At 75.0% G+C, this 25,059-nt stretch carries 23 protein-coding genes; 15 read left to right on the forward strand and 8 right to left on the reverse strand.

The features are described 5' to 3' along the window. Nucleotides 1-146: 146 nt before the first annotated feature. From JQN70_RS01850 to rph, 5 genes are all read right to left on the reverse strand, one after another. The gene (locus JQN70_RS01850; RefSeq protein ID WP_204129600.1) at nt 147-794 is read right to left on the reverse strand and encodes a WbqC family protein; all 648 of its coding nucleotides are present in this window, start codon (nt 792-794) and stop codon (nt 147-149) included. 13 nt (nt 795-807) lie between these two features. Continuing rightward, nucleotides 808-1,428, reverse strand: coding sequence for a PIG-L deacetylase family protein (locus JQN70_RS01855; RefSeq protein WP_204129601.1), 621 nt, complete (start codon nt 1,426-1,428; stop codon nt 808-810). Nucleotides 1,429-1,525: 97 nt separating this feature from the next. Then, nucleotides 1,526-2,398: a glycosyltransferase family 2 protein gene (locus tag JQN70_RS01860; protein WP_204129602.1), complete on the reverse strand. Its 873-nt coding sequence runs from the start codon at nt 2,396-2,398 to the stop codon at nt 1,526-1,528. A 4-nt stretch (nt 2,399-2,402) separates the two neighbouring features. Further along, entirely contained in the window at nt 2,403-3,050 is a 648-nt protein-coding gene (gene rdgB, locus JQN70_RS01865; RefSeq protein WP_204129603.1) for an RdgB/HAM1 family non-canonical purine NTP pyrophosphatase, read from the reverse strand. Next, on the reverse strand, nt 3,047-3,793 hold the full coding sequence (gene rph / locus JQN70_RS01870; protein ID WP_204129604.1) for a ribonuclease PH: 747 nt from the start codon (nt 3,791-3,793) through the stop codon (nt 3,047-3,049). The genes rdgB and rph overlap by 4 nt, the downstream gene beginning before the upstream one ends. Nucleotides 3,794-3,817: 24 nt before the next feature. Between rph and JQN70_RS01875 the strand changes: the two genes are divergently transcribed. Then, entirely contained in the window at nt 3,818-4,891 is a 1,074-nt protein-coding gene (locus JQN70_RS01875) for a glycosyltransferase family protein (protein ID WP_204129605.1), read from the forward strand. Nucleotides 4,892-4,917: 26 nt separating this feature from the next. On the opposite strand, the gene JQN70_RS20770 is transcribed toward JQN70_RS01875, so the two are convergent. After that, nucleotides 4,918-6,198, reverse strand: a complete 1,281-nt coding sequence (locus tag JQN70_RS20770; protein ID WP_307835762.1) for an MBL fold metallo-hydrolase — start codon at nt 6,196-6,198, stop codon at nt 4,918-4,920. Beyond that, complete coding sequence (gene murI, locus JQN70_RS01890) at nt 6,195-7,022, reverse strand: glutamate racemase (protein ID WP_204129606.1); 828 nt, start codon at nt 7,020-7,022, stop codon at nt 6,195-6,197. Before murI ends, JQN70_RS20770 begins: the two co-directional genes overlap by 4 nt. Before the next feature lie 120 nt (nt 7,023-7,142). Here murI and JQN70_RS20775 point away from each other — a divergent pair, with 120 nt between their 5' ends. The 14 genes from JQN70_RS20775 to JQN70_RS01960 all read left to right on the forward strand — a co-directional run bounded on the left by JQN70_RS20775 (nt 7,143) and on the right by JQN70_RS01960 (nt 23,423). After that, on the forward strand, nt 7,143-8,966 hold the full coding sequence (locus tag JQN70_RS20775; RefSeq protein ID WP_204129607.1) for an ABC transporter ATP-binding protein: 1,824 nt from the start codon (nt 7,143-7,145) through the stop codon (nt 8,964-8,966). After that, the gene (locus JQN70_RS01900) at nt 8,956-9,855 is read left to right on the forward strand and encodes a glycosyltransferase family 2 protein (protein WP_307835763.1); all 900 of its coding nucleotides are present in this window, start codon (nt 8,956-8,958) and stop codon (nt 9,853-9,855) included. Before JQN70_RS20775 ends, JQN70_RS01900 begins: the two co-directional genes overlap by 11 nt. Continuing rightward, nucleotides 9,852-10,397, forward strand: a complete 546-nt coding sequence (locus tag JQN70_RS20655) for an acyltransferase (protein WP_204129609.1) — start codon at nt 9,852-9,854, stop codon at nt 10,395-10,397. The genes JQN70_RS01900 and JQN70_RS20655 overlap by 4 nt, the downstream gene beginning before the upstream one ends. After that, complete coding sequence (locus JQN70_RS01910; RefSeq protein WP_204129610.1) at nt 10,394-11,458, forward strand: NAD-dependent epimerase/dehydratase family protein; 1,065 nt, start codon at nt 10,394-10,396, stop codon at nt 11,456-11,458. Before JQN70_RS20655 ends, JQN70_RS01910 begins: the two co-directional genes overlap by 4 nt. Then, the gene (locus tag JQN70_RS20780) at nt 11,455-12,465 is read left to right on the forward strand and encodes a CgeB family protein (RefSeq protein ID WP_204129611.1); all 1,011 of its coding nucleotides are present in this window, start codon (nt 11,455-11,457) and stop codon (nt 12,463-12,465) included. The genes JQN70_RS01910 and JQN70_RS20780 overlap by 4 nt, the downstream gene beginning before the upstream one ends. Continuing rightward, nucleotides 12,453-13,520: an RNA-binding protein gene (locus tag JQN70_RS01920; RefSeq protein WP_204129612.1), complete on the forward strand. Its 1,068-nt coding sequence runs from the start codon at nt 12,453-12,455 to the stop codon at nt 13,518-13,520. The genes JQN70_RS20780 and JQN70_RS01920 overlap by 13 nt, the downstream gene beginning before the upstream one ends. Next, the gene (locus JQN70_RS01925; RefSeq protein ID WP_204129613.1) at nt 13,517-14,224 is read left to right on the forward strand and encodes an acylneuraminate cytidylyltransferase family protein; all 708 of its coding nucleotides are present in this window, start codon (nt 13,517-13,519) and stop codon (nt 14,222-14,224) included. The genes JQN70_RS01920 and JQN70_RS01925 overlap by 4 nt, the downstream gene beginning before the upstream one ends. Continuing rightward, a complete protein-coding gene (locus JQN70_RS01930; RefSeq protein WP_204129614.1) occupies nt 14,221-16,461 on the forward strand; it encodes an N-acetylneuraminate synthase family protein in 2,241 nt (746 codons plus the stop codon). The genes JQN70_RS01925 and JQN70_RS01930 overlap by 4 nt, the downstream gene beginning before the upstream one ends. Next, the gene (locus JQN70_RS01935) at nt 16,452-17,531 is read left to right on the forward strand and encodes a glycosyltransferase family 4 protein (protein WP_204129615.1); all 1,080 of its coding nucleotides are present in this window, start codon (nt 16,452-16,454) and stop codon (nt 17,529-17,531) included. Before JQN70_RS01930 ends, JQN70_RS01935 begins: the two co-directional genes overlap by 10 nt. Next, entirely contained in the window at nt 17,528-18,556 is a 1,029-nt protein-coding gene (locus JQN70_RS01940) for a glycosyltransferase family 4 protein (protein ID WP_204129616.1), read from the forward strand. The genes JQN70_RS01935 and JQN70_RS01940 overlap by 4 nt, the downstream gene beginning before the upstream one ends. Before the next feature lie 89 nt (nt 18,557-18,645). Then, entirely contained in the window at nt 18,646-19,626 is a 981-nt protein-coding gene (gene gmd / locus JQN70_RS01945; RefSeq protein ID WP_204129617.1) for a GDP-mannose 4,6-dehydratase, read from the forward strand. Continuing rightward, a complete protein-coding gene (locus JQN70_RS01950; protein WP_204129618.1) occupies nt 19,623-20,576 on the forward strand; it encodes a GDP-mannose 4,6-dehydratase in 954 nt (317 codons plus the stop codon). The genes gmd and JQN70_RS01950 overlap by 4 nt, the downstream gene beginning before the upstream one ends. A 143-nt stretch (nt 20,577-20,719) precedes the next feature. After that, nucleotides 20,720-21,961, forward strand: a complete 1,242-nt coding sequence (locus tag JQN70_RS01955) for a glycosyltransferase (RefSeq protein ID WP_307835764.1) — start codon at nt 20,720-20,722, stop codon at nt 21,959-21,961. 1 nt (nt 21,962) lies between these two features. Beyond that, a complete protein-coding gene (locus tag JQN70_RS01960; protein WP_204129619.1) occupies nt 21,963-23,423 on the forward strand; it encodes a sugar transferase in 1,461 nt (486 codons plus the stop codon). 31 nt (nt 23,424-23,454) lie between these two features. Here the strand turns inward: JQN70_RS01960 and JQN70_RS01965 are convergent, their stop codons facing one another. Beyond that, nucleotides 23,455-24,966: a tyrosine-protein kinase domain-containing protein gene (locus tag JQN70_RS01965; protein WP_204129620.1), complete on the reverse strand. Its 1,512-nt coding sequence runs from the start codon at nt 24,964-24,966 to the stop codon at nt 23,455-23,457. Between the last annotated feature and the right edge of the window lie 93 nt (nt 24,967-25,059).

A 25,059-nucleotide genomic window follows, 5' to 3' on the forward strand; every position in this document is an offset into this window, starting at 1 on the left:
GCGACGAGCACGGAGTTCGCGGCGATGTACATCGGTCCTCGGCTCCCGGGTCGGCCGGTGGTCCCCGGCTCCCGGGTCGGCCGGCTCTGTCCCTCGGCTCCCCGGGTCGGCGGGTGCTCCCCGGCTTCCCTGGTCGGCCCGCGGCGTCAGGCCGGAGCCTGCTGCCGGAGCACGACCTCCATCGGGTCGTCGTGGTCGACGAGCACGGTGACGATCGAGTCGCCCGTCGTCTTCTCGTGCTCGGACCACAGCAGCTCGATCCCCAGCTCGGCGAAGCGCCGCTCCCCCTCGTCGCGGATGTAGTCGCGCGCCCCGGTGCCGGACAGGTACGACGTCGCCCCGACCTCCTGCAGCACCTCGAGCACCCGCTCGAGCCCGGCCTCCCGGGGCGGGTCCGTGACGACGAGCTCGGTCTCGATGCCGAGCATCCCCTGCACCCCGCGGATCAGCTCGACGTTGATCTCGGCGAGGTTGTGGCTGTCCACCGACCGCACGAGGTCGACGACCTCGAGCCCGCGCGTCCGCCAGTGCCGCGCGTTCCGGTACCGCCCCTCCATCGAGCGGACGAGGTGCTCCTGCCACCCCGGCTTGACCTCGACGGTCGAGATCGGCACGAGGTGCGGCTTGCCGACGAGCGGCAGCGTCACCCACGAGTCGCGCATCATGACCCGGCGCTGCACCCAGTGCTTCTGCAGCTGGTCGTGGACGGCGAGCACGAACCGGTCGGTGTGCGCCATCTTGAACCAGAACCCGGTCCAGGGCAGCAGGTCCGGCTGGTGGATGGCGACCCTCACGCGTGCACCGCCGTCACCGGCGAACCTGCCGCACGAGCGCGTACTGCTCGGCGTAGGCCATGAGCCGCACGAGCCCCGCGGCCGCCGCGAGCTGCTTGACCGAGTTGATCGGGTGGATGTCGGTCGGGATCTCCGACTGGTAGGCCGTGCAGGCCAGCGCCTTCTTCGTCACCTGCTCCTCCGTGAGGTCCTCGAAGACGTTCCACCGCAGGTCCGACGGGTAGAGGTTCACGTCGTAGGCGGCGATGTCGTAGACGAGCACGCTCGGCGGGAACCAGTGCTCCGCCGACATCGACACCCGCGACGAGCGCATCCCGGCCTCGTACACCGCGATGTGGTCCTGGTGCAGCGACGGGAACGGCAGGTACAGCTCGTCCGGGCGCACCTCCCCCATCACCGCGTCCAGCGCCCCGACGAGCTCGGTCATGTGCTGCCCGGTGACACCGTCCTCGAACCCGAGGTTGCGCGTGTCGGTGACCCCGAGCACGGCCATCGCCCGGTCGTGCTCCTCGGCACGCACCGGGCCGCTGTCGGTGACGGTGACGACGACGCACTCGTCGGGGTACTTGGCCATCAGGCCACCGCAGCCCATCGACTCGTCGTCCATGTGCGGGGCCACCACGAGCCGCTTCACGTGCATCCCTTCGCCGGCCGGTCCGTGAGCACGGTCATCCTCGCACCGATGCCCGGCCGGCGCCGGGAGGACGGCCCGATGCGACGCGCCGCCCGGCTCAGGGCGCGGGGACCCCGAGCCGGCGCGCCTCGACGAGCTTGCCGACCTCGAAGGCCATGAGCACGAGCCACGACCGGCGTTCGTCGCCCGGCCCGCGCCACGGGAAGCGGCGCAGGAGCAGCAGCTCGTGGTGCACCCGCCGGGGCAGCGACTTCGGCACCAGCCCGGCCGGGCGCACCCGCGCGGCGACCGTCGCCGTCCCCCGGCCCGAGTGGTACTGCTGCCGCAGCACGCCACGCAGGTCGGTGCGGATCCGGTAGTGCAGCAACGCGTCCGGGACGTACGCGGCCACGTACCCAGCGTCGAACGCCCGCCACGCGAACTCGACCTCCTCGGCCCCGGGCGGGAAGTCCTCGTCGTAGCCGCCGGCGTCGTCGAAGACCTCGCGGCGGAAGGCGCAGTTGCCACCGAGCGGGTACGGCCGGTCCTGCCAGGTGAGCGGCAGTCCGTCCGAGCGGGTCGGGACCGGCACCCACGCCGCGGACCGCCCGGAGAGCGTCTCGGTCTCGAAGGCGGCGCCGACGAAGGCGTGCTCGTCGAGGGCCGACACCAGCGCCCGCACCCAGTCGCGGTCGACCACGTCGTCGGCGTCGCAGACGAGGATGCGGTCGGTGGCCGCCGCCCGGACTCCCTCGTTGCGCGCGACCGACACCCCGCGCCGGCGCGACGCGTCCACCCGCCGCAGCAGCGGCAGCCGGTCGCGCCACGCGTCGAGGGCGGACGACAGGTCGTCGGTCGACCCGTTGTCGGCGACGAGGACCTCGAACGGCGCCGCGATGCTCTGGTCGGCCAGCGCGGCGAGCTGCTCCCCGATGGTGGCGGCGCCGTTGTACACCGGGATGACGACGGAACAGACCGGCGCGCCGCCCATCGGGTCAGTCCTGCGGGTCCGTGCCGAGGAGCGAGCGGAGCACCGGCTCGAGGGCACGGAAGGCGTTGCCGCGGTGGGAGATCGCGTTCTTCTCGACGTCGGTGTACTCGGCGAGCGTGCGGCTGTCGCCGGTCGGGTGGAACACCGGGTCGTACCCGAACCCGTTGGTCCCGCGCGGCTCGTGCCCGAGCCGGCCCTCGACCCGCCCCTCGACGCCCTCGACCCGCCCGTCCGGCAGCGCGACCACCGCGGCGCAGACGAACGCCGCCGCCCGGTGCTCGTCCGGCACGTCGGCGACCTGCTCGAGCAGCAGCGACAGGTTGGCCCGGTCGACCTCCGCCCGCGCCGCGCCGGCCCCCGCGTGCGACCCCGACCAGCGCGCCGAGAACACCCCCGGCGACCCGCCGAGCACCTCGACCGCCAGCCCGGAGTCGTCGGCCACCGACGGCAGCCCGGTCGCCTCCGCGAGCGCGACGGCCTTGAGGCGCGCGTTGCCGAGGAAGGTCACCTCGGTCTCGGGCACGTCCGGCCCGTCGACCTCGGCCGCCGAGACGATCTCGAGGTCGAGCTCGTCGACGAGCCCGGCGAGGATCTGGCGCAGCTCGTGGACCTTGTGCTCGTTGCGGGTCGCGAGGACGACGCGGCGGCTCACGCCTGCCGCTCCCGGGCGGGGGCGTCCAGCGCGGCGGACTGCTGACGGGTCAGCTCGGCGCAGCCGCTCGTCGCGAGGTCGAGCAGGCGCCCGAGCAGCTCGCGGTCGAACGGCACGCCCTCGGCGGTGCCCTGCACCTCGACGAAGCGGCCGTCGCCGGTCATCACGACGTTCATGTCGGTCTCGGCGGTGGAGTCCTCCGGGTAGTCGAGGTCGAGCACCGGCTCGCCCGCGACGACCCCGACGCTCACGGCCGCGATCGACCCGGTGAGCGGCTCCGCCCCGGCCGCCACCAGCCCCCGCGCCTTCGCGTCGGCCACGGCGTCCACGAGCGCCACGTAGGCGCCGGTGATGGCCGCCGTGCGCGTCCCCCCGTCGGCCTGGAGGACGTCGCAGTCGAGGACGATGGTGTTCTCCCCCAGGGCCGAGGTGTCGATGACCGCCCGGAGCGAGCGCCCGACGAGCCGGCTGATCTCGTGGGTGCGGCCGCCGACCTTGCCCCGGCGCGACTCACGGTCGCTGCGGGTGTTCGTCGAGCGCGGCAGCATCTCGTACTCGGCGGTGACCCAGCCGGTGCCGCGGCCCTTGAGCCAGCGCGGCACGCCCTCGGTGAACGAGGCGGCGCACAGCACCCGGGTGCGGCCGAACTCGACGAGGACGCTGCCCTCGGCGTGGTCGAGCCAGTTGCGGGTGATCCGCACGTCGCGGAGCTGGTCGGCGGTGCGTCCGTCATGTCGCGTCATGGGCGTCAGGCTAACCTCACGACGATGACCGCCCGCACCCGCACGCTGCTGCTCACCGAGCACCCGCTCGGGGCGTGGCGTGCCCGGTTCGAGCGCGGCGAGGTACCGTCCGCCCTCCCCTACGGCGTCGACGTCCTCAGCACGCGCGGGTACGACCTCGCCGGACCCCCGCCGCCGGTCACCGGCCGCCTCGCCAAGGTCCGCGACGTCGTCGAGCACCGCGCCGGCATCCCCGTCGAGCGCACCCTCCGCTCGCTCGGCACCGCGCACCGGGCCGACCTCGTCCTCGCCCTGCTCGAACGGGAGGGGATGCTCGCCGGCATCGGCCGCGGCCTGCGCGTCCCGCCGTTCCGGTCCACCCCCCTCGTCGTGTGGTCGTGCTGGCTCGCCGACGACGTCCGCACCGCCGACCGCGCGACCCGCGCCCGGCTGGCCCGGCGGATGCGCAGCGCCGACCTCGTGACACACCTGTCCCGCCACGAGACCGAGACCCTCGTCGACCTCGGCATCCCCGAGGAACGGCTCTTCCCGGTCACCTACGGTGTCTCGCACCGGTTCTACACACCGGGCGACGAGCCCCGCGACATCGACCTGCTCGCCGTCGGCCAGGACCGCGGCCGCGACTACGCGACGCTCGTCGAGGCCGTCCGCGGCACCGACCTCACCCTCGACGTCGTCTGCAGGCCGGAGAACCTCGCCGGCCTCGACCTGCCCCCCAACGTCCGGGTGCACGGCACGGTGCCCCTGCCGACCTACCGCGAGATGCTCCGGCGGGCGCAGGTCGTCGCCGTGCCGACCCGCGACCTCGCCTACCCGACCGGCTCGTCGGTGGCCCTGGAGGCGGCGTCGTCGGGGTGCGCGGTCGTCGTCACCGGCACCCGGGCGATGCGCGACTACTTCACCGACGACGACACGGCGGTGCTCGTCGGCGAGCAGGACGTCGACGGCTGGCGTGCGACCCTCACTGCCCTGCGCGAGGACCCCGAGCGCCGCGCACGGCTCGGCGCCGCCGCCCGGCGCTCGGTGGAGGAGCGCTTCAACGCCGACCACATGTGGACCGAGCTCGACGACGTGATGCGCGAGCGCGGCGTCCTCTGACCCCACCCGGAGCGGTCGGGGGCCGGTCAGTCGTCGGCGTGCTCCGGCGGCCAGACGACGCGGAAGCGCTCGAAGCAGACCTCGAGGTCGTCGGAGAGCCCGAGGCCGATGCGCTCGCACTCGCGGCCGAAGAACGTGCGGTGCTCCGCCATCCAGTACGCCAGCGAACGGTCGCCCTCGCCCTCGTCCCACGCGAAGCGCTCGTCGACGCTCGACAGCGGGCCGACCCGCAGCTCGGTGGTGCGCAGCACGACCCGTGGCCGGCCCGAGCCGTCGCAGGCGACCCAGTGCGAGCCGACCCGGGGCAGGGCGTCGCCGTCGTGCTGGTAGGACGCGACGAGGCCGGCCGTGGCGCGCTTCGGGCCGTCGGTGATGTAGGCCAGCAGCTCGTCGGCCACCCGCGGGCCGTCGCCGAAGTGGTCGACGTACACCTCGTCCTCGGGAGGCAACCCGGGACGGGCCGCCCGGTAGTCGGCCCACATCCGCAGCCCCGCCTCGCGGTCGACGGGGATGCCGAAGGCGTTTGGGGACGGACCCCCGAGCTCGTACACCTCGCCGGCCGCGGCCACCTCGACGGCGCCCGGCCACACCGCGGCGGCCTGCGCGCGGCACACCTCGCGGTCGTTCCAGGCCGGGACGTGGGTGAGCACGAGCCGCCCGACCCCGCCGGCCCGCACCGCCGCCGCGGCCGCCCGCGACCCGGAGAGGTGGATGTCGCGGGCGTCGTCGTCGCGGCCGTCGACGAAGGCGGAGTCGAGGAGCGCGAGGTCGGCCCCGGCGAGGAGCGGGTCGAGGTTCGGGCAGTCGTCGGTGTCGCCGGTGAAGGCCAGCACCGCACCGTCGGCCTCGACCCGGTAGCCGTACGCCTCGACGGGGTGGTTGACGGCGTAGGGCGTGACCCGGAACGGCCCGACGGTGAAGGGGTCGGTGTCGGAGACGACGGAGAAGGCGAACTCGCCCTCCATGCCGCCGTCCTCGAGCCCGTGGTACATCAGCGCCAGCCGCTCGGCGGTGGCCGACGGGCCGTGCACCGGCAGCTTCGCGGGCAGCGGCCCGTCCGGCCGGTAGCGCCGGACGACGTAGAGGCCGAGGAGGTCGGCACAGTGGTCGGGGTGGAGGTGGCTGAGCACGACCGCGTCGAGGGACGTGGGGTCGACGAGCCGCTGGAGCGGACCGAGGGCGCCGCTGCCGAGGTCGAGGAGCAGCCGCCAGGTGCGGCCCTCGTGGTCGGCCTCGACGAGGTAGCAGGAGGCGGGCGAGTCCGGGCCGGGGAAGGACCCCGAGCAGCCGACGACGGTGAGCCTCATGCCATCCCCGCCCGGACGACGGTGGGCGGCGAGGTGAAGACCGGCCCGACGGACGAGCCGACGCCGAGGAAGCGCACCGCGAGCCTCCGGAACTCCTCGGGGTCCCCGGTGGTCGTGAAGCCGTGCGACGGCGGCGGGAGGTCGTCGGGGCGCAGCAGGTCGGCGTCGGCGAGCACGCGGAAGACGTCCTTGGCCGTCTCCTCGGCCGACGACACGAGGGTGACGCCGTCGCCCATCACGTAGGAGATGACGCCGGTGAGCAGCGGGTAGTGGGTGCAGCCGAGGACGAGGGTGTCGACACCCCGCTCGCGCAACGGGTCGAGGTACTCGTGGGCCACCCCGACGAGTTCGGGGCCGCCGGTGACCCCGGCCTCGACGAACTCGACGAACCGAGGGCACGGGGTGGAGACGACGTCGAGGTGCGGCGCCGCGGCGAAGGCGTCGAGGTAGGCCCCCGACTGGTGCGTGCCCCGCGTCGAGACGACGCCGACCCGGCCGGTGCGGGTGGCGGCGGCGGCCCGGCGCACGGCGGGTCGGATGACCTCGACGACCGGCACGTCGTAGCGCTCGCGCGCGTCGTGGAGGACGGCCGCGGACGCGGTGTTGCAGGCGATGACGAGGACCTTGACCCCGTGCTCGACGAGCCGGTCGAGGCACTCGAGCGCCAGCTCGCGGGTCTCGGCGATGGGGCGGGGACCGTAGGGCGCCCGGGCGGTGTCGCCGAAGTACGCCACCGACTCGTGGGGCAGCTGGTCGAGGATCGCCCGCATGACGGTCAGTCCGCCGTAGCCGGAGTCGAACACCCCGATCGGTGAGTCGGTCACCCGACCCAGCGTAGGCGCGGACACCGACGCGGTCTTCACGCAGCACCGGTCGCGCACGTCACACCGCCCCTACACTGTCGCCACTGGGACCACACCCGCCACACACCCGGGAGGACGCGCGTGTTCGGAATCCCCCGCGGGATGTCCGTCCTGTTCTCCCCCGACACCCGCCGCCGCCTCGGGCTCGCCGTCGCGGGCTCGGTGCTCACCGCCCTCCTCGAGGTCGTCGGGGTCGCGAGCGTCGTCCCGCTCATGCAGCTGCTCACCGGCGCCCCCCGCGACACCGGGCTGCTCGGCCGCTTCTCCGACCTCTTCGGCGACCCCTCGCCGGACCGGCTCGCGACGATCATCGCCGTCGTCGTCTTCGTGTCCTTCGTCGCCAAGACGGTCGTCGGGCTCCTCTTCCGCTGGTGGATGGCCGGCTTCCTCGCGGTCCAGGAGGCCGACACCGCCCAGTCGCTCCTGCGCCGCTACCTCGCCGCGCCCTACCGCGTGCACCTGGCCCGGCACACCGCCGAGCTGAACCGCGTCATGGGCGAGTCGGTCGGCCAGACCTACAGCCTCGTCGTGGCGGGCGCGATCTCCGTCGTCACCGAGGTCGTCTCCGTCGTCGCCCTCGGTGTCGTCCTCCTCGTCATGGACCCCGTCCCGGCGGTGGCGGCCATCGCCTACTTCGCCCTCGCCGGCGTGCTCTTCCAGCGCTTCGTCAGCCACCGCGCCGAGCGGGTCGGCGGGGTCTTCCAGGAGGCCTCGCTCGAGATGTCGCTGACGTCGTGGGAAACCATCCAGGGCATCAAGGAGATCCGCATCCGGCGTGCCTCCGAGGTCTTCCTCGGCCGCTACCGCGCAGCCCGGCTGCGGTACGCCGCCGCCCGTCGCACGAGCTCCTTCCTCACCGACCTGCCGAAGAGCGTCCTCGAGCTGACCTTCGTCGGCGGGGTCGCGGTCCTCGTCGTCGTCGCCTTCGCGCAGGGCAACTCGGGGTCGACGCTCACGACGCTCTCGCTCTTCGTCGCCGCGGGGTTCCGGATGCTGCCGAGCCTCACCCGCATCATGGCCTCGCTCCAGATGGTCCGGATGGGACGCCCCGGTGTGGCCCTCGTCCTCGCCGACCTCACCGACCCCGACCTGCCCGACGTCCCCGGCGACGACCCGGCCGACCCGCGCCGGGTGCCGCTGCGCGAAGCGCTCGAGGTCCGCGACGTCGTGCACCGGTACGCCGACGGCGAGGCCGACGTCCTCGACGGCATCGCCCTCACCGTGCCGGCCGGCACCTCCGTCGCCCTCGTCGGGGCGAGCGGGGCCGGGAAGACCACGCTCGTCGACACCGTCCTCGGCCTGCACACCCCGACCTCCGGCGCGGTGCTGGCCGACGGCGTGGACATCGGCGGCGACGTCGCCTCGTGGCAGCGCTCGATCGGGCTCGTGCCGCAGGACGTGTTCCTCGTCGACGACACCCTGCGCGCCAACATCGCCCTCGGCGAGCCGAGCGCCATGGTCGACGAGGAGCGGCTGGCCCGTGCCGTGCGCGACGCCCAGCTCGAGCCGCTCGTCGCCGAGCTGCCGCACGGCCTCGACTCCACCGTCGGCGAGCGTGGGTCCCGGCTCTCCGGCGGCCAGCGCCAGCGGGTCGGCATCGCCCGCGCCCTGTACCGCGACCCCGTGCTGCTCGTCCTCGACGAGGCGACCTCGGCCCTCGACAACGAGACGGAGCGGCGGATCACCGAGGTCGTCGGGTCCCTCCACGGCCGGATGACCGTGCTCGTCGTCGCGCACCGGCTGTCCACGGTGCGGCACTGCGACCAGGTCGTCTTCCTCGAGCGCGGCCGGGTGGCCGCCGCCGGCACCTTCGACGAGGTCCGCGAGGCCAGCCCTGCCTTCGCCCACCTCGTCCGGCTCGGCTCGCTCGACCCCGTCCCGACCGGGGGTGCGCGTGCCGACTGAGCCCGAGGTCGCCGTCGTCGTCCCGCACCACGGCGACCCCACCCCCACCCTCACGACGGTGCGGGCCCTGCTCGCCCAGGAGGACGTGGCCCTCGAGGTCGTCGTCGCCGACGACGCCTCCCCCGAGCCGTTCCCGGACGTCCCGGGCGTGACGGTGGTGCGCCGGGCGCGCAACGGGGGCTTCGGGGCCGCGGTCGGTTCGGGGGTCGAGCCCGTCACGGCTCCCCTGCTGCTCGTCCTCAACAGCGACGTGTGCTTCAACCCGACGTTCGTCGCCGACCTCGTCGCGGCCGCTGCCCCCTGGCAGCCGGCGGTCGTCGGTCCGCTCGTCCTCGACCCCGACGGCACCCCGGCCCCCACCGCGCGGCACTTCCCGACGACGACGCACCAGGTGGTCGAGTGGCTCACCCCGCTGGCCCGGTTCCGGGGTCGTCGGGCCCTGCGCGAGGCGGTCGGCCACGACACACGGGCGGTCCCCGGCGCCGTGCTGCCCGTCGACTGGGTGGTCGGGGCGGCCATGCTGCTGCCCACGGCGGCCTTCCGGGCCGTCGGCGGCTTCGACGAAAGGTACTTCATGAACTCCGAGGAGGTCGACCTCCAGCGCCGGCTGCGCGGGGCCGGCGTCCCGTCGGTCTTCGCCGGGACGGTGTCCCTCACGCACGTCGGCGGCGGGTCGTCCGACCCCGGGCTGCGCCGCCGGTGGCTCGTCGAGTCGCGGATGGCCTACGCCGGCCGATGGGGCGGGCGTCGGCGGCTCGTGGCCGCGCTCACCGCCGCCACCGCCGTCAACGCGGCCGCCAACACCGCGCGCCGGGTCGCGGGCCGCGACGTCGCGCCGCTCGCCACGGCCCGCCAGGAGCTGCGCCTCATCCGCGGGGGCCCGCGATGAGCACCGTCCGCCGCGTCGTCGAGGCACCACCGTCGCTGCGGTGGCACCTCGCCCGGGCCCGGACCCCGTTGTACCGCAGGGCGTTCGCGGCGTTCGGCGCCGGTACGGTCGTCGTGCGGCCGCGCATCCTCCGGGGTGTCGCGCGCATCGCGTTCGGCGCCGGCTGCGCGGTGCACGAGGGGGCGTGGCTCCAGGCCGAGGGCGTCGACGGGTCCATCACGTTCGGCGACCGGGTCTACCTCGGGCACGACGTGCACGTCCACGCCATCGACCCGGTCCGGGTCGGCAGCGACGTCGTCCTCGCCGACGGCGTGTTCGTCGCCTCCACCGACCACGGCCGCACCGACCGCTCCGCCGTGCACGGCACCGGGCCGGTGACCATCGGCGACCACGTCTTCGTCGGCCAGCGTGCCGTCGTGCTCGGCGGTGTGACGATCGGCGAGGGTGCCACCGTGGGTGCCGGCGCCGTCGTCACCCGTGACGTCCCGGCCGGCGCGACCGTCGCCGGTGTGCCCGCCCGCGTCGTGGAGGCCTCCCGATGACCGTCCTGCTCACCGGTGGTGCCGGCTTCATCGGCCAGCACCTCGCCCGTCGGCTCGTCGGCGGGGGGCACGAGGTCGCCGCCCTCGACCTGCTGCACCCGCAGGTGCACGCCGACCCCGACGCCGCCGTCGCGGCCTTCCCCGGGCCCGTCGTCGTCGGCGACGTCGCCGACCCCGCCGCCTGGAACGGGCTCCCGGACGGCGTCACCGCCGTCGTCCACCTCGCCGCCGAGACCGGCACCGGCCAGTCGATGTACGAGACCGAGCGCTACCACCGGGTCAACGTCGAGGGCACCCGGCTCGCGGCGGCCTTCGCCCGCGACCGGGACGCCGCGCTCGTGTCGATGAGCTCGCGGGCCGTCTACGGCGAGGGCCGGTACGAGTGCGCCGAGCACGGCACCGTCTTCGGTGGGCGGTGCTGTGCCGCAGCCGAACCCGTCGCGTCGCACGAGGACGACCCGCACCACCCGGTGTCGGTCTACGGCGAGACGAAGTCGCTCGCCGAGGCCACGGCGGCCGACGAGGCCGGTGCCGCGGTCCCGCTCACCGTCGTGCGCCCGCAGAACGTCATCGGGCCGGGGCAGGCGCTGCACAACCCGTACACCGGGGTGCTCGCCGCGTTCCTCGCGATGCTCCGCGAGGAGCGTCCCCTCACCGTGTACGGCGACGGCCACCAGACCCGCGACTTCGTCCACGTCGCCGACCTCGCAGCGCTGCTCGCCTGGGCGGTCGAGCACCCGGCCGCGGCCGGCAGCCCACGGGTCCTCAACTCCGGCACCGGGGTCCGCACCAGCCTCCTCGACCTCGCCGACGCCGCGATCGCCGGCAGCCCCCTGCCCTCCCCCGGCGTCACGCACCTCGACGTGCACCGCGCCGGCGACATCGAGCACGCCTGCGCCGACCTCGCCCGCGGCCGGGAGGCCGGCGCCCCCGCGCCCACGTGGACCGCACGCGACGCCATCGTCGACTTCATCCGGTGGTCGTGGGACAAGCCGGGGGCCGGGGCGGCGGCGTGGGACGACGCGCTCGACGAGCTGGCCCGCCGCGGCCTCACCTCGTGACGGCACCGACCCGGGTCCTCGTCCTCAGCCCGGTGTTCCACGGGTACTGGCGCTCCCTCGAGCGGGCCCTCGCGGGGCTCGGCCACGACGTGACGACGGTGACCTACGACGAGCACCGCGGGCTCGGGCGGCTCGCCGCCAAGCTCGGTCACGACCTGCCCGAGCGGCTCGGCGGGTCCGACGCCCGGCGGCGCGCGGTCCTCGGCGCGCGTGCCCGCACCGCCGTCACCGCCCACGACCCCGACGTCCTGCTCGTCGTCAAGGGCGACGCCTTCGACGACGGCTTCTGGGAGCTCGTCGAGGCGCGCCGGCAGCGCCGGGTGCTCTGGCTCTACGACGAGCTGCGGCGCACCGGACACACCGACGCCTCCCTCGCCGCCGCCGGCCCCGTCGCCTCGTACAGCCCGCTCGACGTCGAGGCGCTGACCGCCCGCGGCCTGCCGGCGGCCCACGTCCCGCTCGCCCACGACCCCGACCTGCCCGTCGGGGCACCGCGCCCCACTGACGACGTCGTGTTCGTCGGCGCCCGCTACCCCGCCCGCGAGGCGCTGCTCACCGGCCTCGCGGCGCGCGAGGTCCCGGTGCGGGCGTACGGCCGCGACTGGTCCGGCCACCCCGTCGACCGCCTCCGGACCTGGCGGATGGGCACCCCGGGCGTCCCTGCGGGCCGCGACCTCCCGCGGCCGGACGCCTACGCCGCGATGGCCGGCGCCCGGGCGACCCTCAACGTCCACGGCGACCAGGACGGCGTCACGATGCGCACCTTCGAGGCCTGCGGCGTCGGGGCGGTCCAGCTCGTCGACCGCGCGGACGTCGGGCGCTACTACGACCCCGGCGCCGAGGTCGCGGTGTTCGACGGTGTCGACGAGGCCGCCGAGCTGGCCGGCCGCGCCGCCACCGACCGGCCCTGGGCCGAGGGGCTGCGGCGCGCCGGCCGCGCCCGGACCCTCGCCGAGCACACCTTCACCCACCGCGCCCGAGCCCTGGAGGCCCTGTGGACGGCCTGACCCACCCCCGCGACCTCGAGGCCTGGCACCGCTGGCAGCTCGGCCGCCAGCCGCTGCGCCGCCGCCTCGGTCAGGTCGCCGGCGTGCTGCGCACCATCGCCCGACCGGACGCCCGCCCCGGCGCCCTCACCCTCACCCGGGGTGGTCCCGGCCCGGTGCGCCTGCTCGTCTGCCTCGAGTCACGCTCCCCCACATCGGCGCTCGCCCTCCTCGGGCCGCTGCGCACCCTGCCCGCCCTCGAGGGCGTCGCGGTCCTCGCCCCCGAGCCCGTCAAGGACCTCCTGCCCCCGTGGGTGTGGACCGAGTCCACGGTCGTCCTCCACGACGACGTCCCGCGCCTGGCCGCCGAGGCGTCGGTCGTGCTGTCCACCGGGCACTACCTCCCGGTCGGCCGGGCGGCCCGCGACGCCGTCTCCGAGCCGCACCGCTTCGTCACCGCCCAGCACGGCCTGCTCACGCCGGACGCGCCACCGCTCGCCGAGGGCAGCACGCTGCTCGCCTGGAGCGCCGCCGACGCCGCCTTCTGGGCCTCCGGACGCACCGACCTCCCCGAGCCGTCCGTCATCGGCTCGCAGCTGCTCTGGGACGCCGGCGCCCCGCCGCGCGCCGAGGCCGACCCGGCCGCCCGCCCGGTCTTCCTCGGCCAGCTGCACGGCGCGGAGCTCCCCCGCGACCTGCTCGTCCGGGCCGCCGAGACGTTCTGCCGCGAGACCGGCGCCACCTACCGGCCGCACCCGTCCGAGCGCGACCGCGACTCACGACGCACCCACGCCCGGTTCGAGGCCGAGGGCATCGTCCTCGACCGGTCCGGCACGCCGCTGCGCGAGCTCGGGGCACCGGTCGTCGCGGCCTTCTCCACCGGGGTCCTCGAGGCCGCCGCGGCCGGCCTGCCCGCGTTCGTCCACTGCCCGGACCCACCCGCCTGGCTCACCGCGTTCTGGCACCGGTACGGGCTCGCGCCCTGGGGCGGGGACCCGACGCCCTCCCCCGAACGGCCCGCCGTGGAGCCCTCCCGGGCTGCGGCCGAGGTCATCTCGGGGATGATGGCCGGGTGAGGATCCTCTGCCTCGTCCCCGCCCGCGGCGGCTCCAAGGGCGTGCCCCGCAAGAACCTCCGGGTCGTCGCGGGGCGCCCGCTCATCGCCTGGACCATCGAGCAGGCGCTCGCCGCCCGTCCGTCGATGGACGTCGTCGTCTCCACCGACGACGACGAGATCGCCCGCGTCGCCGAGGAGGCCGGCGCCCTCGTGCCCTTCCGGCGGCCCGCCGAGCTCGCGCAGGACGACACCCCCACCGAGCCCGTCGTCCGGCACGCGATCGAGGCCGCCCGGGCCGCCGACGCCGCGCCCGACGCGGTGATGCTCCTCCAGGCCACCTCGCCGGTCCGGTTGCCCGGCACCCTCTCCCGCGCGATCGCCCAGCTCGAGGCCACCGGCGTCGACTCGCTCGTCGGCGTCGTGCCGCAGGCCCCCTTCATCTGGACCGACGGCCCCGAGCCGAGCGCCGCCTACGACGTCACTGCCCGGCCGCGCCGCCAGGACCTCACGCCGCAGACCCTGCGCTACCGCGAGACCGGCTCGCTCTACCTCACCCGCCCGTGGGTGTACGACGAGCTCGACAACCGGATCGGCGGGCGCGCCGGCCTCTTCGTCATGGACGAGGTCGAGGGCGTCGACGTCGACACCGAGCTCGACCTCGCCGTCGCCGAGCAGCAGCTGCTCTCCCTGCACCAGCCGACCACCACGGGGACCCCCGCATGATCATCGAGCGCACCGTCACGCCCTTCGTCGTCTACGGCGAGGACCCCGTCCTGCGCGCCCTGGAGAAGATCACCGCCAACAAGGCGCGCATCGTCTTCTGCGTCACCGAGCACGGCCACCTCGTCGGGTCGATCACCGACGGCGACGTCCGCCGCTGGATCGCCGGGCAGGAGCAGGTCGACCTCTCCCGGCCCTGCTCCGAGGCGGCGAACACCGACGCGGTCAGCGCCCCGGCCACCGCGACCCCGGCCGAGGTGCGCCCGCTCTTCCACGGCGCCGTCGACCACGTGCCGCTCGTCGACGAGCACGGCCACCTCGTCGCCGTCGCGGTCAACCGCAGCGACACCTTCCGGGTCGGCCGGCGCGAGGTCGGCAAGGGGCACCCGACGTTCGTCATCGCGGAGATCGGCATCAACCACAACGGGTCGGTCGAGCTCGCCAAGGAGCTCGTCGACCTCTCCGCGCGGGCCGGCGCCGACGCCGTGAAGTTCCAGCTGCGCGACATGGGCGCCCTGTACCGCGGCGGCACCGGCAGCGAGGGCGAGGACCTCGGGCCGCAGTACACCCTCGACCTGCTCTCCCGCTTCAACCTCCCGGCCGAGCGGCTCTTCGAGGTCTTCGACCACGCCAAGGGCCTCGGGGTCGACGTCATGTGCACGCCCTTCGACCCGCCGAGCGTCGATGCTCTCGTCGAGTACGGCGTCCCCGGCCTGAAGATCGCCTCGGCCGACCTGACCAACCACACGCTCCTGCGCCACGCCGCCGCGTCCGGCACCCCTCTCGTCGTCTCGACAGGGATGTCCACCGAGGCCGAGATCCGCGAGAGCGTCGCCCTGTTGCGGTCCACGGGAACGCCGTACGCGCTGCTGCACTGCCAGTCGACGTACCCGGCGCCGTTCAAGGACGTCAACCTGCGCTACCTCACCCGGCTCGCCGAGCTCGGCGACTGCCCGGTCGGCTACTCCGGCCACGAGCGCGGGTACCACGTGCCGGTCGCCGCGGTCGCCCTCGGCGCGACGATCGTCGAGAAGCACGTCACCGTCGACAAGTCGATGGAGGGCAACGACCACAAGGTCTCGCTGCTGCCCGACGAGTTGCGCGCGATGGTCGAGCGCATCCGCGAGGTCGAGGACGCCCTGGGCTCCACGGAGCCCCGGGTCGTCAGCACCGGCGAGATGATGAACCGGGTCAACCTCGCCAAGAGCCTCGTCGCCGCCCGCGACATCGCCGCCGGCGAGACCATCGACCTCGCCGCCGTCGACGTCAAGAGCCCCGGCCGGGGCCTGCAGCCCAACGCCCTCGACACCCTCGTCGGGCGCACCGCGAACCGGGCGATGGTCGCCGGCGACTTCTTCTACGCCTCCGACCTCGCCGACGCGGTCCCGACCGGCCGGCAGTACACGTTCCGCCGGCCGTGGGGGCTGCCGGTCCGCTACCACGACGTCGCCGCGCTCACCGCCGACTGCACCCCGGACTTCCTCGAGTTCCACTTCTCCTACAAGGACCTCGAGATCGACCCGCACACCGCCGTGCCCCGCGCACTGCCCATGGGCTACGCCTGCCACGCGCCCGACCTCTTCGCCGGCGACTTCATCCTCAACCTCGCGAGCGAGGACGACGCGCACTGGGAGCGCTCGGCGGAGGAGCTGCAGCGGGTCATCGACATCACCCGCTCGATGCGCGACCGGTTCGAGCAGGACGCCGACCCGGTCGTCATCTCGAGCGTCGGCGGCTTCACCACGGATCGGCACGTCTCCCCCGACGAGATCCCCGACATGTACGCCCGGGTGGCCGCGGGGCTCGACCGCGTCGACGACTCCGGGGTGCGCCTCGCCTGCCAGACGCTGCCGCCGTTCCCGTGGTACATGGGCGGCCAGCTGTACTGCAACCTCTTCGTGAATCCCTCCGACACAGCCGGTTTCGCCTCGACCTACGGGCGGCGGCTATGCCTGGACGTGTCGCACTCGAAGCTCGCAGCGACCTTCCTCGGCATCCCGTTCAGCGAGGCCGTCGACCTCCTCGCGCCGCACGCCGAGCACCTCCACCTCGTCGACGCGGTCGGCGTCGACGGCGAGGGCGTGCAGGTCGGCGAGGGTGAGGTCGACTGGGCGGTGCTCGCCGAGCAGCTCGACCAGCACGCGCCCGGCGTCTCGTTCATCCCCGAGATCTGGCAGGGCCACGTCAACCACGGCGAGGGCTTCTGGGTCGCGCTCGAGCGGCTGGAGCAGTGGCTCTGACGGCACCGCCGCTCGCCCTCTGGGTCGTCCCCGTGGCCGAGCTCGGCGGGGTCGCCCGGCACGTCCTCGACACCGCGGCCGTGGGCCTGCCGGGGTACCGGCTCGTCGTCCAGTGCCCGCCGGGCCCGCTCGCCGAGCGGCTGCGCGAGCTCAAGGCCGCCGTGACGACGGCGCCGGTCGGGCCGGAGCACGGTGTGCGCGAGTCGGTCTCGGCGGTCCGGCACGCGGTCCACGCGCTCGCCCCGGCCGTCGTGCACTCGCACCTCGCGTGGGCCGACGTGGTGGTCGCCGCCGCCACCGTCGGCGCGTCCGCGGCCGTCGTCTCCACCGAGCACGGCATCGCCGGCGACGACCTCGTCTACCACGGGACGGCCTGGCGCTCGCGGCTGCGCGCCGGCCTGCACACCGCCCGGCTGCGGCGCGCCGACGCGGTCATCGCCGTGTCGGAGGCGACGGCCCGGACCCTGCGGGCCAAGTGGCACCCCGGCCGCGGCACCGCCGTCCACGTCGTCCCCAACGGCGTCGACCCGCTGCCGGATACCCCGGACCGCAGCCCGGGGCTGCACGTCGTCTCCGTCGCGCGCCTGGCCCCCGAGAAGCGCCTCGACGACCTCCTGCGCGCCGTCGCGGTGCTCCACGGGCGCCATCCCGAGGCACGGTTGACGCTCGCCGGCAGCGGTCCCGAGGAGGCGTCCCTCCGGGCGTTCGTCACCGACCTCGGCCTCGGGGACGTCGTCGACCTGCCGGGCCACGTCGACGCCCCGTCGCTCCTCGAGCGAGCCGACGTGCTCGTCCAGCTCTCGGTGTGGGAGAACTGTTCCTACTCGCTCCTCGACGCGCTCGTCCACGGTGCGGGCGCCGTCGCGACCCCCGTCGGCGGCAACCCCGAGATCCTCCCGCCGGATGCCCTCGTCGCGGCCACCGACGCCGGGGCCGTGGCCGACGCCGTCGAGCGCCAGGCCCTCGACCCGACCACCCGTCCGCGGCTCCCCGACGGGTGGCCCACCCGCGAGGAGATGACCGCCCGGGTCACCGAGGTCTACGACTCCGTCACCGGGACCCTGCGGTGAACGACGTCCTCCTCGCCGCCAACAACGGCGAGGTCGGGGGCGGCGAGGTGATGCTCCTCGCCACCGCCGAGGTGCTGCGCGACCTCGGGCTCGGGGCCGAGGTCGTCGGCCCGGACGCCGAGGGCGGTGTCCTCGACCACGCCGAGGCGGCCGGCTTCCCCGTGCACCGGCTCGCGGCCGACCGCCGCCGCTACGCCCGCGAGCTGCGCGACTGGCACCGCACGCGCACCGGGCTGACGTGGTGCCACGGGCTCGTGCCGTCCTTGGCCACGGCCGGACGGCGGCACCGCGTCGTCCACCTGCACCAGCTGCCGAGCCGCGCCCACCGGGCCGCGCTCCTCGCCGCCCGCAACGGGGCGAGCGCCACGCTGGCCCCCTCGCGCTGGCTCGCCGCGCGGGTCTCCGGCGCCGCCGTCCTGCCGAACTGGACCGCCGACCCCGGACCGGTGTCGCCGCGCCCGCCCCACGACGGAGCGCCCCGGCTGGGCTTCCTCGGGCGGCACACGGTCGACAAGGGGCTCGTCGTCCTCGCCGAGGCGCTCGCCGGGCTGCCGGACCGCGAGCGACCCCACCTCGTCCTCGCCGGCGAGCCGCGGTTCACCGACGCGTCGACGGCGCGGCGCGTCGCGGAGGCGCTCGAGCCGCTCGGCGACGGCGTCGAGCGGCTCGGCTGGGTCGAGCCCGCCACCCTGTTCGCCCACGTCGACGGGCTCGTCGTGCCCTCGGTGGCCCCCGAGGCCTTCGGGCTGTCCGGCGCCGAGGCGATGGCCGCCGGGGTGCCGCTCCTCGTCACCGACGCCGGGGCCCTGCCCGAGCTCGTCGGCCCCGACCACCCGTGGGTCTGCGCGGCCGGCGACGCCGACGCGCTGCGCGACACCGTCACGGCGTGGGCACGAACCTCGCGTCACGAGCTGACGTCGGTGGCCGCCGCCCAGCGCGCCCGGTGGCAGGACGAGTACTCCCCGCACGCCGGCCGCGACCGCGTCGCGACCCTCCTGCGCGACCTCCACGTCCACCCGGCCTGACCGCGCCCGGCGCCCTCCACCCGGCCCGACCGGCCGCCGTCTGCGAGGATGGCGCCGACCCGCCACCGGACCGGAAGGCCCTGCCGCCCATGCCCACCGCGCTCATCACCGGCATCACCGGACAGGACGGGCTCTACCTCTCCGAGCTGCTCCTCGCCAAGGGCTACGAGGTCCACGGCATCGTCCGCGGCCAGAACAACCCCAAGCGCGACCTCGTGCGGCGGACCGTCCCCGACGTCCACCTCCACACCGGTGACCTCACCGACCTGTCCAGCCTCATCCGGGCGATGGCCACCGCGCAGCCCGACGAGGTCTACAACCTCGGTGCGGTCTCGTTCGTCGCGTACTCGTGGGAGAACGCGCGCGTCACCACCGACGTCACCGGCAACGGGGTCCTCAACGTCCTCGAAGCGGTGCGCCTGTACTGCGGCGACGACCTCTCCCGCGTCCGCTACTACCAGGCCTCCAGCTCGGAGATGTTCGGCAAGGTGCAGGAGGTCCCGCAGCGCGAGTCGACCCTCCTCTGGCCGCGCTCGCCCTACGGCGTGGCCAAGGTGTTCGGCCACTACATGACCATCAACTACCGCGAGTCCTACGGGATGCACGCCAGCTCCGGCATCCTCTTCAACCACGAGTCCCCCCGTCGCGGACCGGAGTTCGTCACGCGCAAGGTCTCGATGGCCGTCGCGCGCATCGCCGAGGGCCGGCAGGACAAGCTCGTCATGGGCAACCTCGACGCCCAGCGCGACTGGGGCTTCGCCGGCGACTACGTCGAGGGCATGTGGCGGATGCTCCAGCAGCCCGAGGCCGACGACTACGTGCTCGCGACCGGCGAGACGCACTCCATCCGCGACCTGCTCGACGTCGCCTTCGCGCACGTCGGCATCGACGACTGGTCCGGCCGCGTCGAGCAGGACCCCCGCTTCATGCGCCCCGCCGAGGTCGACCTCCTCGTGGGCGACGCGAGCAAGGCCCGCGACCGCCTCGGCTGGACCCCGACCGTCGGCTTCGAGGACCTCGTGCGGATGATGGTCGACGCCGACCTCGCGCTGCTGCGCGCCGAGCGGTGAGCACCGCCCTCGTCACGGGGGCCACCGGCCAGGACGGCGGCTACCTCGTCGAGCGCCTCCTCGCCGAGGGGCTCGAGGTGCACGGCCTCGTCCGGCGCGAGGACCTCGGCGGCCCGCTCCCGGAGGGCCTCGTCGTCCACGAGGTCGACCTCGGTGGCCCGGACGACGACCTCGCCGCCCTCGTCGACCGGGTCGCCCCCGACGAGCTCTACAACCTCGGCGGCGTCAGCTCGGTCGCCCAGTCGTGGGCCGACCCGCTCCTCACGACCCGGGTCAGCGGCACCGCCGCCCTCGTCCTCCTCGAGGCCGCGCGCCGGGTCCGCGAGCGCACCGGGCGGGAGGTGCGCTTCCTCCAGGCCGCGAGCGCGGAGATCTTCGGTGAGCCGCCCGTCGCCCCGCAGGACGAGGACACCCCGGTCCGCCCGGTGAGCCCCTACGGTGCCGCGAAGGCGCTGGCCCACCACGGCGTCGGCATCGCCCGGGCCCGCGGCCAGTTCGCCACCTCGGTCGTCCTCTACAACCACGAGTCGCCGCGCCGGCCGCGCACCTTCGTCACCCGCAAGATCACGCACACGGTCGCGGCCATCGCCGCCGGGCGGGCCGAGCGCCTCGTCCTCGGCAACCTCGACGCCAGGCGCGACTGGGGCTGGGCCCCCGACTACGTCGACGCGATGGTCCGGGCGGTCCGGCACGACGAGCCCGCCGACTACGTCGTCGCCACCGGCGAGGCGCACACGGTCCGCGACCTCGTCGCCGCCGCCTTCGCGCGGGTCGGCATCACGGACTGGGAGCCGCTCGTCGAGGTCGACCCCGCCCTCCTGCGCCCGGCCGACCCGAGCCTGCTCGTCGGCGACGCCACGCGGGCCCGCACCCGGCTCGGCTGGGCCCCGTCGGTGACCTTCACCGAGCTCGTCGCGCGGATGGTCGACGCCGAGCGCTTCGACGCCTGACAGGCCCCGGATTCCCCGCCGGGGGAACCTCGTCCGTTCGGACGAGGCGACCACTCGCCGGAACGGCCCGCCACGGGGTGCGAACGGGTACCAGCGGGTAGCTGCGCTTTACGAACTCTTTACCGTCCCCGGATGCTGGATCCGTGGCCCACACCCTGCCGGACGGACGCACCGTCGCCGTCGCCCACGACTACCTCACCCAGCGCGGTGGCGCCGAGCGCGTCGTCCTCTCGCTGGCCAAGGCCTTCCCGGGCGCCCCGGTGCACACGACCCTCCACGAGCCCGACGCGACCTACCCCGAGCTCGCCGCGCTCGAGGTGCGGGCCTCCTCGCTCAACCGGTTCGCCCCGGCCCGCCGCTCCTACCGCAGCGCCCTCCCGCTCCTGCCCTTCGCGGCCTCGTCGGTGCGCCCGACCGAGGACGTCGTCGTCGCCTCGACCTCGGGGTGGGCGCACGGCTTCCGCGCCGAGGGCGACGTCGTCGCCTACTGCCACGCCCCGGCCCGCTGGCTCTACCAGAGCGAGGCCTACCTCGGCGGCTCGCTCCGCTCCTCCGCCAAGGGCCTGGCCCTCGCGGCCCTCAAGCCCTCGCTCCTCGCCTGGGACCGCCGCGCCGCCGCCCGTCCGGCGAAGTACCTCTGCAACTCGAGGGTCGTCCGCGACCGGATCGGCGAGGCCTACGGCATCGAGGCCGAGGTCGTCCCCCCGCCGCACTCGATGGACGTCCACGCCCCCCGCGAGAGCGTCCCCGAGCTCGAGGACTGGGCCGGCGAGGGCTACCTGCTCGTCGTCTCGCGGCTGCTGCCCTACAAGAACGTCGACGTCCTCGTCGAGGCCGTCCGCGGCACCGACGAGCGCCTCGTCGTCGTTGGCACCGGCCCGGAGAAGGCCCGCCTCCAGGCCATCGCCCCGCAGAACGTCAAGATGGTCGAGGGCCTCAGCGAGGCCCAGCTGCGCTGGGTGTACGCCCAGGCCCGCCTGCTGCTCGCCCCGAGCCTCGAGGACTACGGCCTGACCCCGCTCGAGGCCGCCGCGTTCGGCGTGCCGACCGTCTCGCTCGGCGCCGGCGGCTACCTCGACACCGTCGTCGACGGCCTGACCGGCCTCTTCGTCGAGGCCCCCGAGGTCGGCGCCTTCCGGGCCGGCATCGCCGAGGCCACCGGCCGCTCCTGGGACACCGCGGCCGTCCTCGCGCAGGCCGACGCGTTCGGCGAGGAGCGCTTCGGCGAGCGGATCCGCGAGGCCGTGTCCTCGCTGCGCCCGCGGCAAGTGCGCACCGCCCCCGCCCGCCCGCGGGTCGTCCTCGGCGCCCGCACCCCGGCTCCCGCCTGGGCGGCCCGCGTCGCGTCCGGCCTGGCCATCGCCCCCGCCACGGTCACGGACTGACATGGCCCTCGTCTCCCCCGTCCGGGTCACCACGCGCCCGCGGACGCCGACCGCCACGCACCGGCTCATCGCCCCGGCCGCCGTCGCCACCGACCTCGCGGGCATCGCCCTCGTCATCACCCTCGCGGCGCTCGGCCGCATGCACCTGCCGTTCGCGAACGCGGCCGCCGACCTCCACGAGCTCGCGGTCGCCGCGGCGGTGCCGCTCGCCGTCGGCTGGGTCCTCGCCATCGCGGCGCACGGCGGCTACGCCGGCCACCACTTCGGGGCCGGGGCGACCGAGTACAAGCAGGTCGTGCGGGCCACGCTCGTCGGTGCCGGGGCGATCGGGGTCGTCTCGTACCTCGCGAAGCTCGAGTTCTCGCGCGGCTTCTTCTTCCTCCTCATCATCCTCGGCGTCCCCGTGCTCGTCCTCGGCCGCCACCTGCTGCGCCGGGCCCTGCACGCCGCCCGCCGCCGCGGCCGGCTGACCCACCGCGTCCTCGTCTCGGGTTCCCCCGACCAGGTCGACGAGGTCGCCGACGTCCTGCGCCGCGAGCCGTGGCTCGGCTACGAGGTCGTCGGTGCCCTGCTGCCGACCCCGGGCGCGGCGGCGACGCCGGGCGGGGTCCCCGTGCTCGGCACGACGAGCCGCACCGCGGCGGTCGTCGCGTCCGAGGGCTGCGACGTCGTCCTCTTCGCCGGTGGGGCCGTGGGCTCGGCGCGCGAGATGCGCCGCGCCGCCTGGGACCTCGAGGACTCCGACGTCCAGATCATGCTCGTCCCCAGCCTCACCGACGTCGCGACCGACCGGGTCCGGGTCCGTCCCGCCGCCGGCCTGCACCTCATGGAGCTCGACCGACCCCGGGCCCACCGCGCGAGCCGCCTCTCCAAGCGTGCCTTCGACATCGTCGGCGCCTCGGCCGGCCTGCTCCTCGCCGGCCCGGTCCTCCTCGCGACGGCGCTGGCCATCCGCCTCCACGACGGCGGCCCGGTGCTCTTCCCCCAGACGCGCGTCGGCCTCACCGGGTCCTTCTTCGACTGCTTCAAGTTCCGCTCGATGGTCGTCGACGCCGACCGGCTCGTCGCCCAGGTCGCCGCGCAGAACAAGCACGGCGAGGGGCACGTCCTCTTCAAGGCCGCCGACGACCCGCGCATCACCCGCCCCGGGAAGTTCATCCGCCGCTTCTCGATCGACGAGATGCCGCAGTTCCTCAACGTCCTGCGCGGCGAGATGAGCCTCGTCGGGCCGCGCCCGCCGCTGCCCTCCGAGGTCGAGCAGTACACCGACGACGTCCGCACCCGGCTCGCCGTGCGCCCCGGGATGACCGGGCTGTGGCAGGTCTCCGGTCGCTCGGACCTCTCGTGGGAGGACTCGGTGCGCCTCGACCTCTACTACGTCGACAACTGGTCGCTGGTCCAGGACCTGACGATCCTCTGGCGCACGGTCTCGGCGGTCCTCACCGCCCGCGGCGCCTACTGACCGCCGGACCCCTCCCCCGGGGCCGGCCGGCTCAGCCGGCCGACTTGCGGGCCGCGGTGCGCCGCGGTCTGGCGCTCTTCGCCGGCGACTGCACCGGGACCCCCGGGCCGGCCGGCACGACCGGCTCGACGGCGACGTCCTCGCTCGCCGGCGCGCTGTCGTAGGCCTTGCGGCTCGTGTAGTCCGAGGCGTAGGTCGAGTACCCGTAGCCGCCGTAGACGACCCCGCCGACCTTGCGCTGCGGCGCCATGTTGAGCACGACGCCGAGCACGCGGCCGCCGACCTGCGACATCATCCGGGCCGCGAGGCGGGCCTGCTCCTTGTGCGTGCGCCCGACGGCGAAGACGAGCAGGGTGCCGTCACAGAAGCCCGCGAGCACGCCGGCATCGGTGACGGGCAGCAGCGGCGGGGCGTCGAGGATGACGACGTGGTCCTCGGTGAGCCGGGCGACGAGCTCGTGCATCCGCACCGACCCGAGCAGCTCGCTGGGGTTCGGCGGGGTCCGGCCGGACGTGATGAGCCGGACGTTGTCCTGGTCGGTGGGCAGCAGGACGTCCTCGACCGGGACCTGCCCGGTGAGCACGTGCGACAGCCCGACGGTGCCGACGACGTCGAAGACCTTGGCGAGGGTCGGGCGGCGCAGGTCGGCGTCGATGATGACGACCGACTGGCCGGAGGCGCCGAGGACCCGCGCGAGGGTGGCGGCGACGGTGGACTTCCCCTCGCTCGCGTTGGCGCTCGTGACGACGATGCTGCGGGCCGGGTCGTCGACCCCGACGAAGCGCAGGTTGGTGCGGACCTGCCGGAAGGCCTCCGCGGCGATGCCCAGCTGGCCGACCCGGCCGCGGCCGCGCACGACGCCCAGCTCCTTGGTCTGCGGCACGACGCCGAGCACGCTCGCCGAGGTGAGCTCCTCGACGTCGGAGACCGTGCGCAGGCGGGTGTCGAGCTGACGCCGGAGGAAGACGAGCCCGTAGGCGACGCCGAGCCCGACGACGAGCCCGACGAGGGCGTTGCGGCGCGGGTTCGGGGCGATCTTCCCGCCGGGCAGGGCCGACTCGATGGGGACGATCGAGACGATGGGCTTCGCCGAGGGGTCGGCGGCCGTCTCGATGGCGTTGGCCTCCTCGGCGGTGGCCTTGATGACCGCGTCGGCGAGGAGCCGCGACTCCTCGGGGGTCGGCCCGGTGGCGGTGACCTTGAGGATGACCGAGTTCGTCGCGACGCTCGCGCCGACCCGCCCCGCGACCTCGGCCGGCGTCGCGTCGATGCCGGTGGCCGCGATGGCCCGCTCGGCGACCGCGCGGCTCGTGACCAGCGGCAGGTAGGAGTCGGCCTTGGAGCCGCCGAGCGAGTTGGCGGCCAGGCTGTCGCCGGTCGTCTCGCCCGACCCGGCGACCCGGACGTACCCGCTGGCGTCGGCGAGGTAGACCTCGGGCATCCGCAGGGTGAGGCCGTAGGCCGCGGCGCCCCCCACGAGCGTGAGGAACACCAGGCTCAGCAGGTGGGCCCGCGTGAGGCGGACGAAGTCGAGCAGGGTCACGAGGAGGTCCTCCGGGCTGGCCGCTGCAGGGTACGGCGGCTCGGCCCCGATGCTACCGGCGGACCCCGCGTCGCGCCGGTGGACGACGGGCGC

The sequence above is a fragment of the Phycicoccus sonneratiae genome, from assembly GCF_016887965.1.
Taxonomy (GTDB): domain Bacteria; phylum Actinomycetota; class Actinomycetes; order Actinomycetales; family Dermatophilaceae; genus Phycicoccus; species Phycicoccus sonneratiae.

Bases quoted from the DNA above. Each gene is read 5' to 3' on its own strand.
- JQN70_RS01860 (WP_204129602.1), bottom strand. From the start codon at position 2,398: ATGGGCGGCGCGCCGGTCTGTTCCGTCGTCATCCCGGTGTACAACGGC.
- rph (WP_204129604.1), bottom strand. From the start codon at position 3,793: ATGACGCGACATGACGGACGCACCGCCGACCAGCTCCGCGACGTGCGG.
- JQN70_RS01875 (WP_204129605.1), top strand. From the start codon at position 3,818: ATGACCGCCCGCACCCGCACGCTGCTGCTCACCGAGCACCCGCTCGGG.
- JQN70_RS20770 (WP_307835762.1), bottom strand. From the start codon at position 6,198: ATGAGGCTCACCGTCGTCGGCTGCTCGGGGTCCTTCCCCGGCCCGGAC.
- JQN70_RS20655 (WP_204129609.1), top strand. From the start codon at position 9,852: ATGAGCACCGTCCGCCGCGTCGTCGAGGCACCACCGTCGCTGCGGTGG.
- JQN70_RS01910 (WP_204129610.1), top strand. From the start codon at position 10,394: ATGACCGTCCTGCTCACCGGTGGTGCCGGCTTCATCGGCCAGCACCTC.
- JQN70_RS01930 (WP_204129614.1), top strand. From the start codon at position 14,221: ATGATCATCGAGCGCACCGTCACGCCCTTCGTCGTCTACGGCGAGGAC.
- gmd (WP_204129617.1), top strand. From the start codon at position 18,646: ATGCCCACCGCGCTCATCACCGGCATCACCGGACAGGACGGGCTCTAC.
- JQN70_RS01960 (WP_204129619.1), top strand. From the start codon at position 21,963: ATGGCCCTCGTCTCCCCCGTCCGGGTCACCACGCGCCCGCGGACGCCG.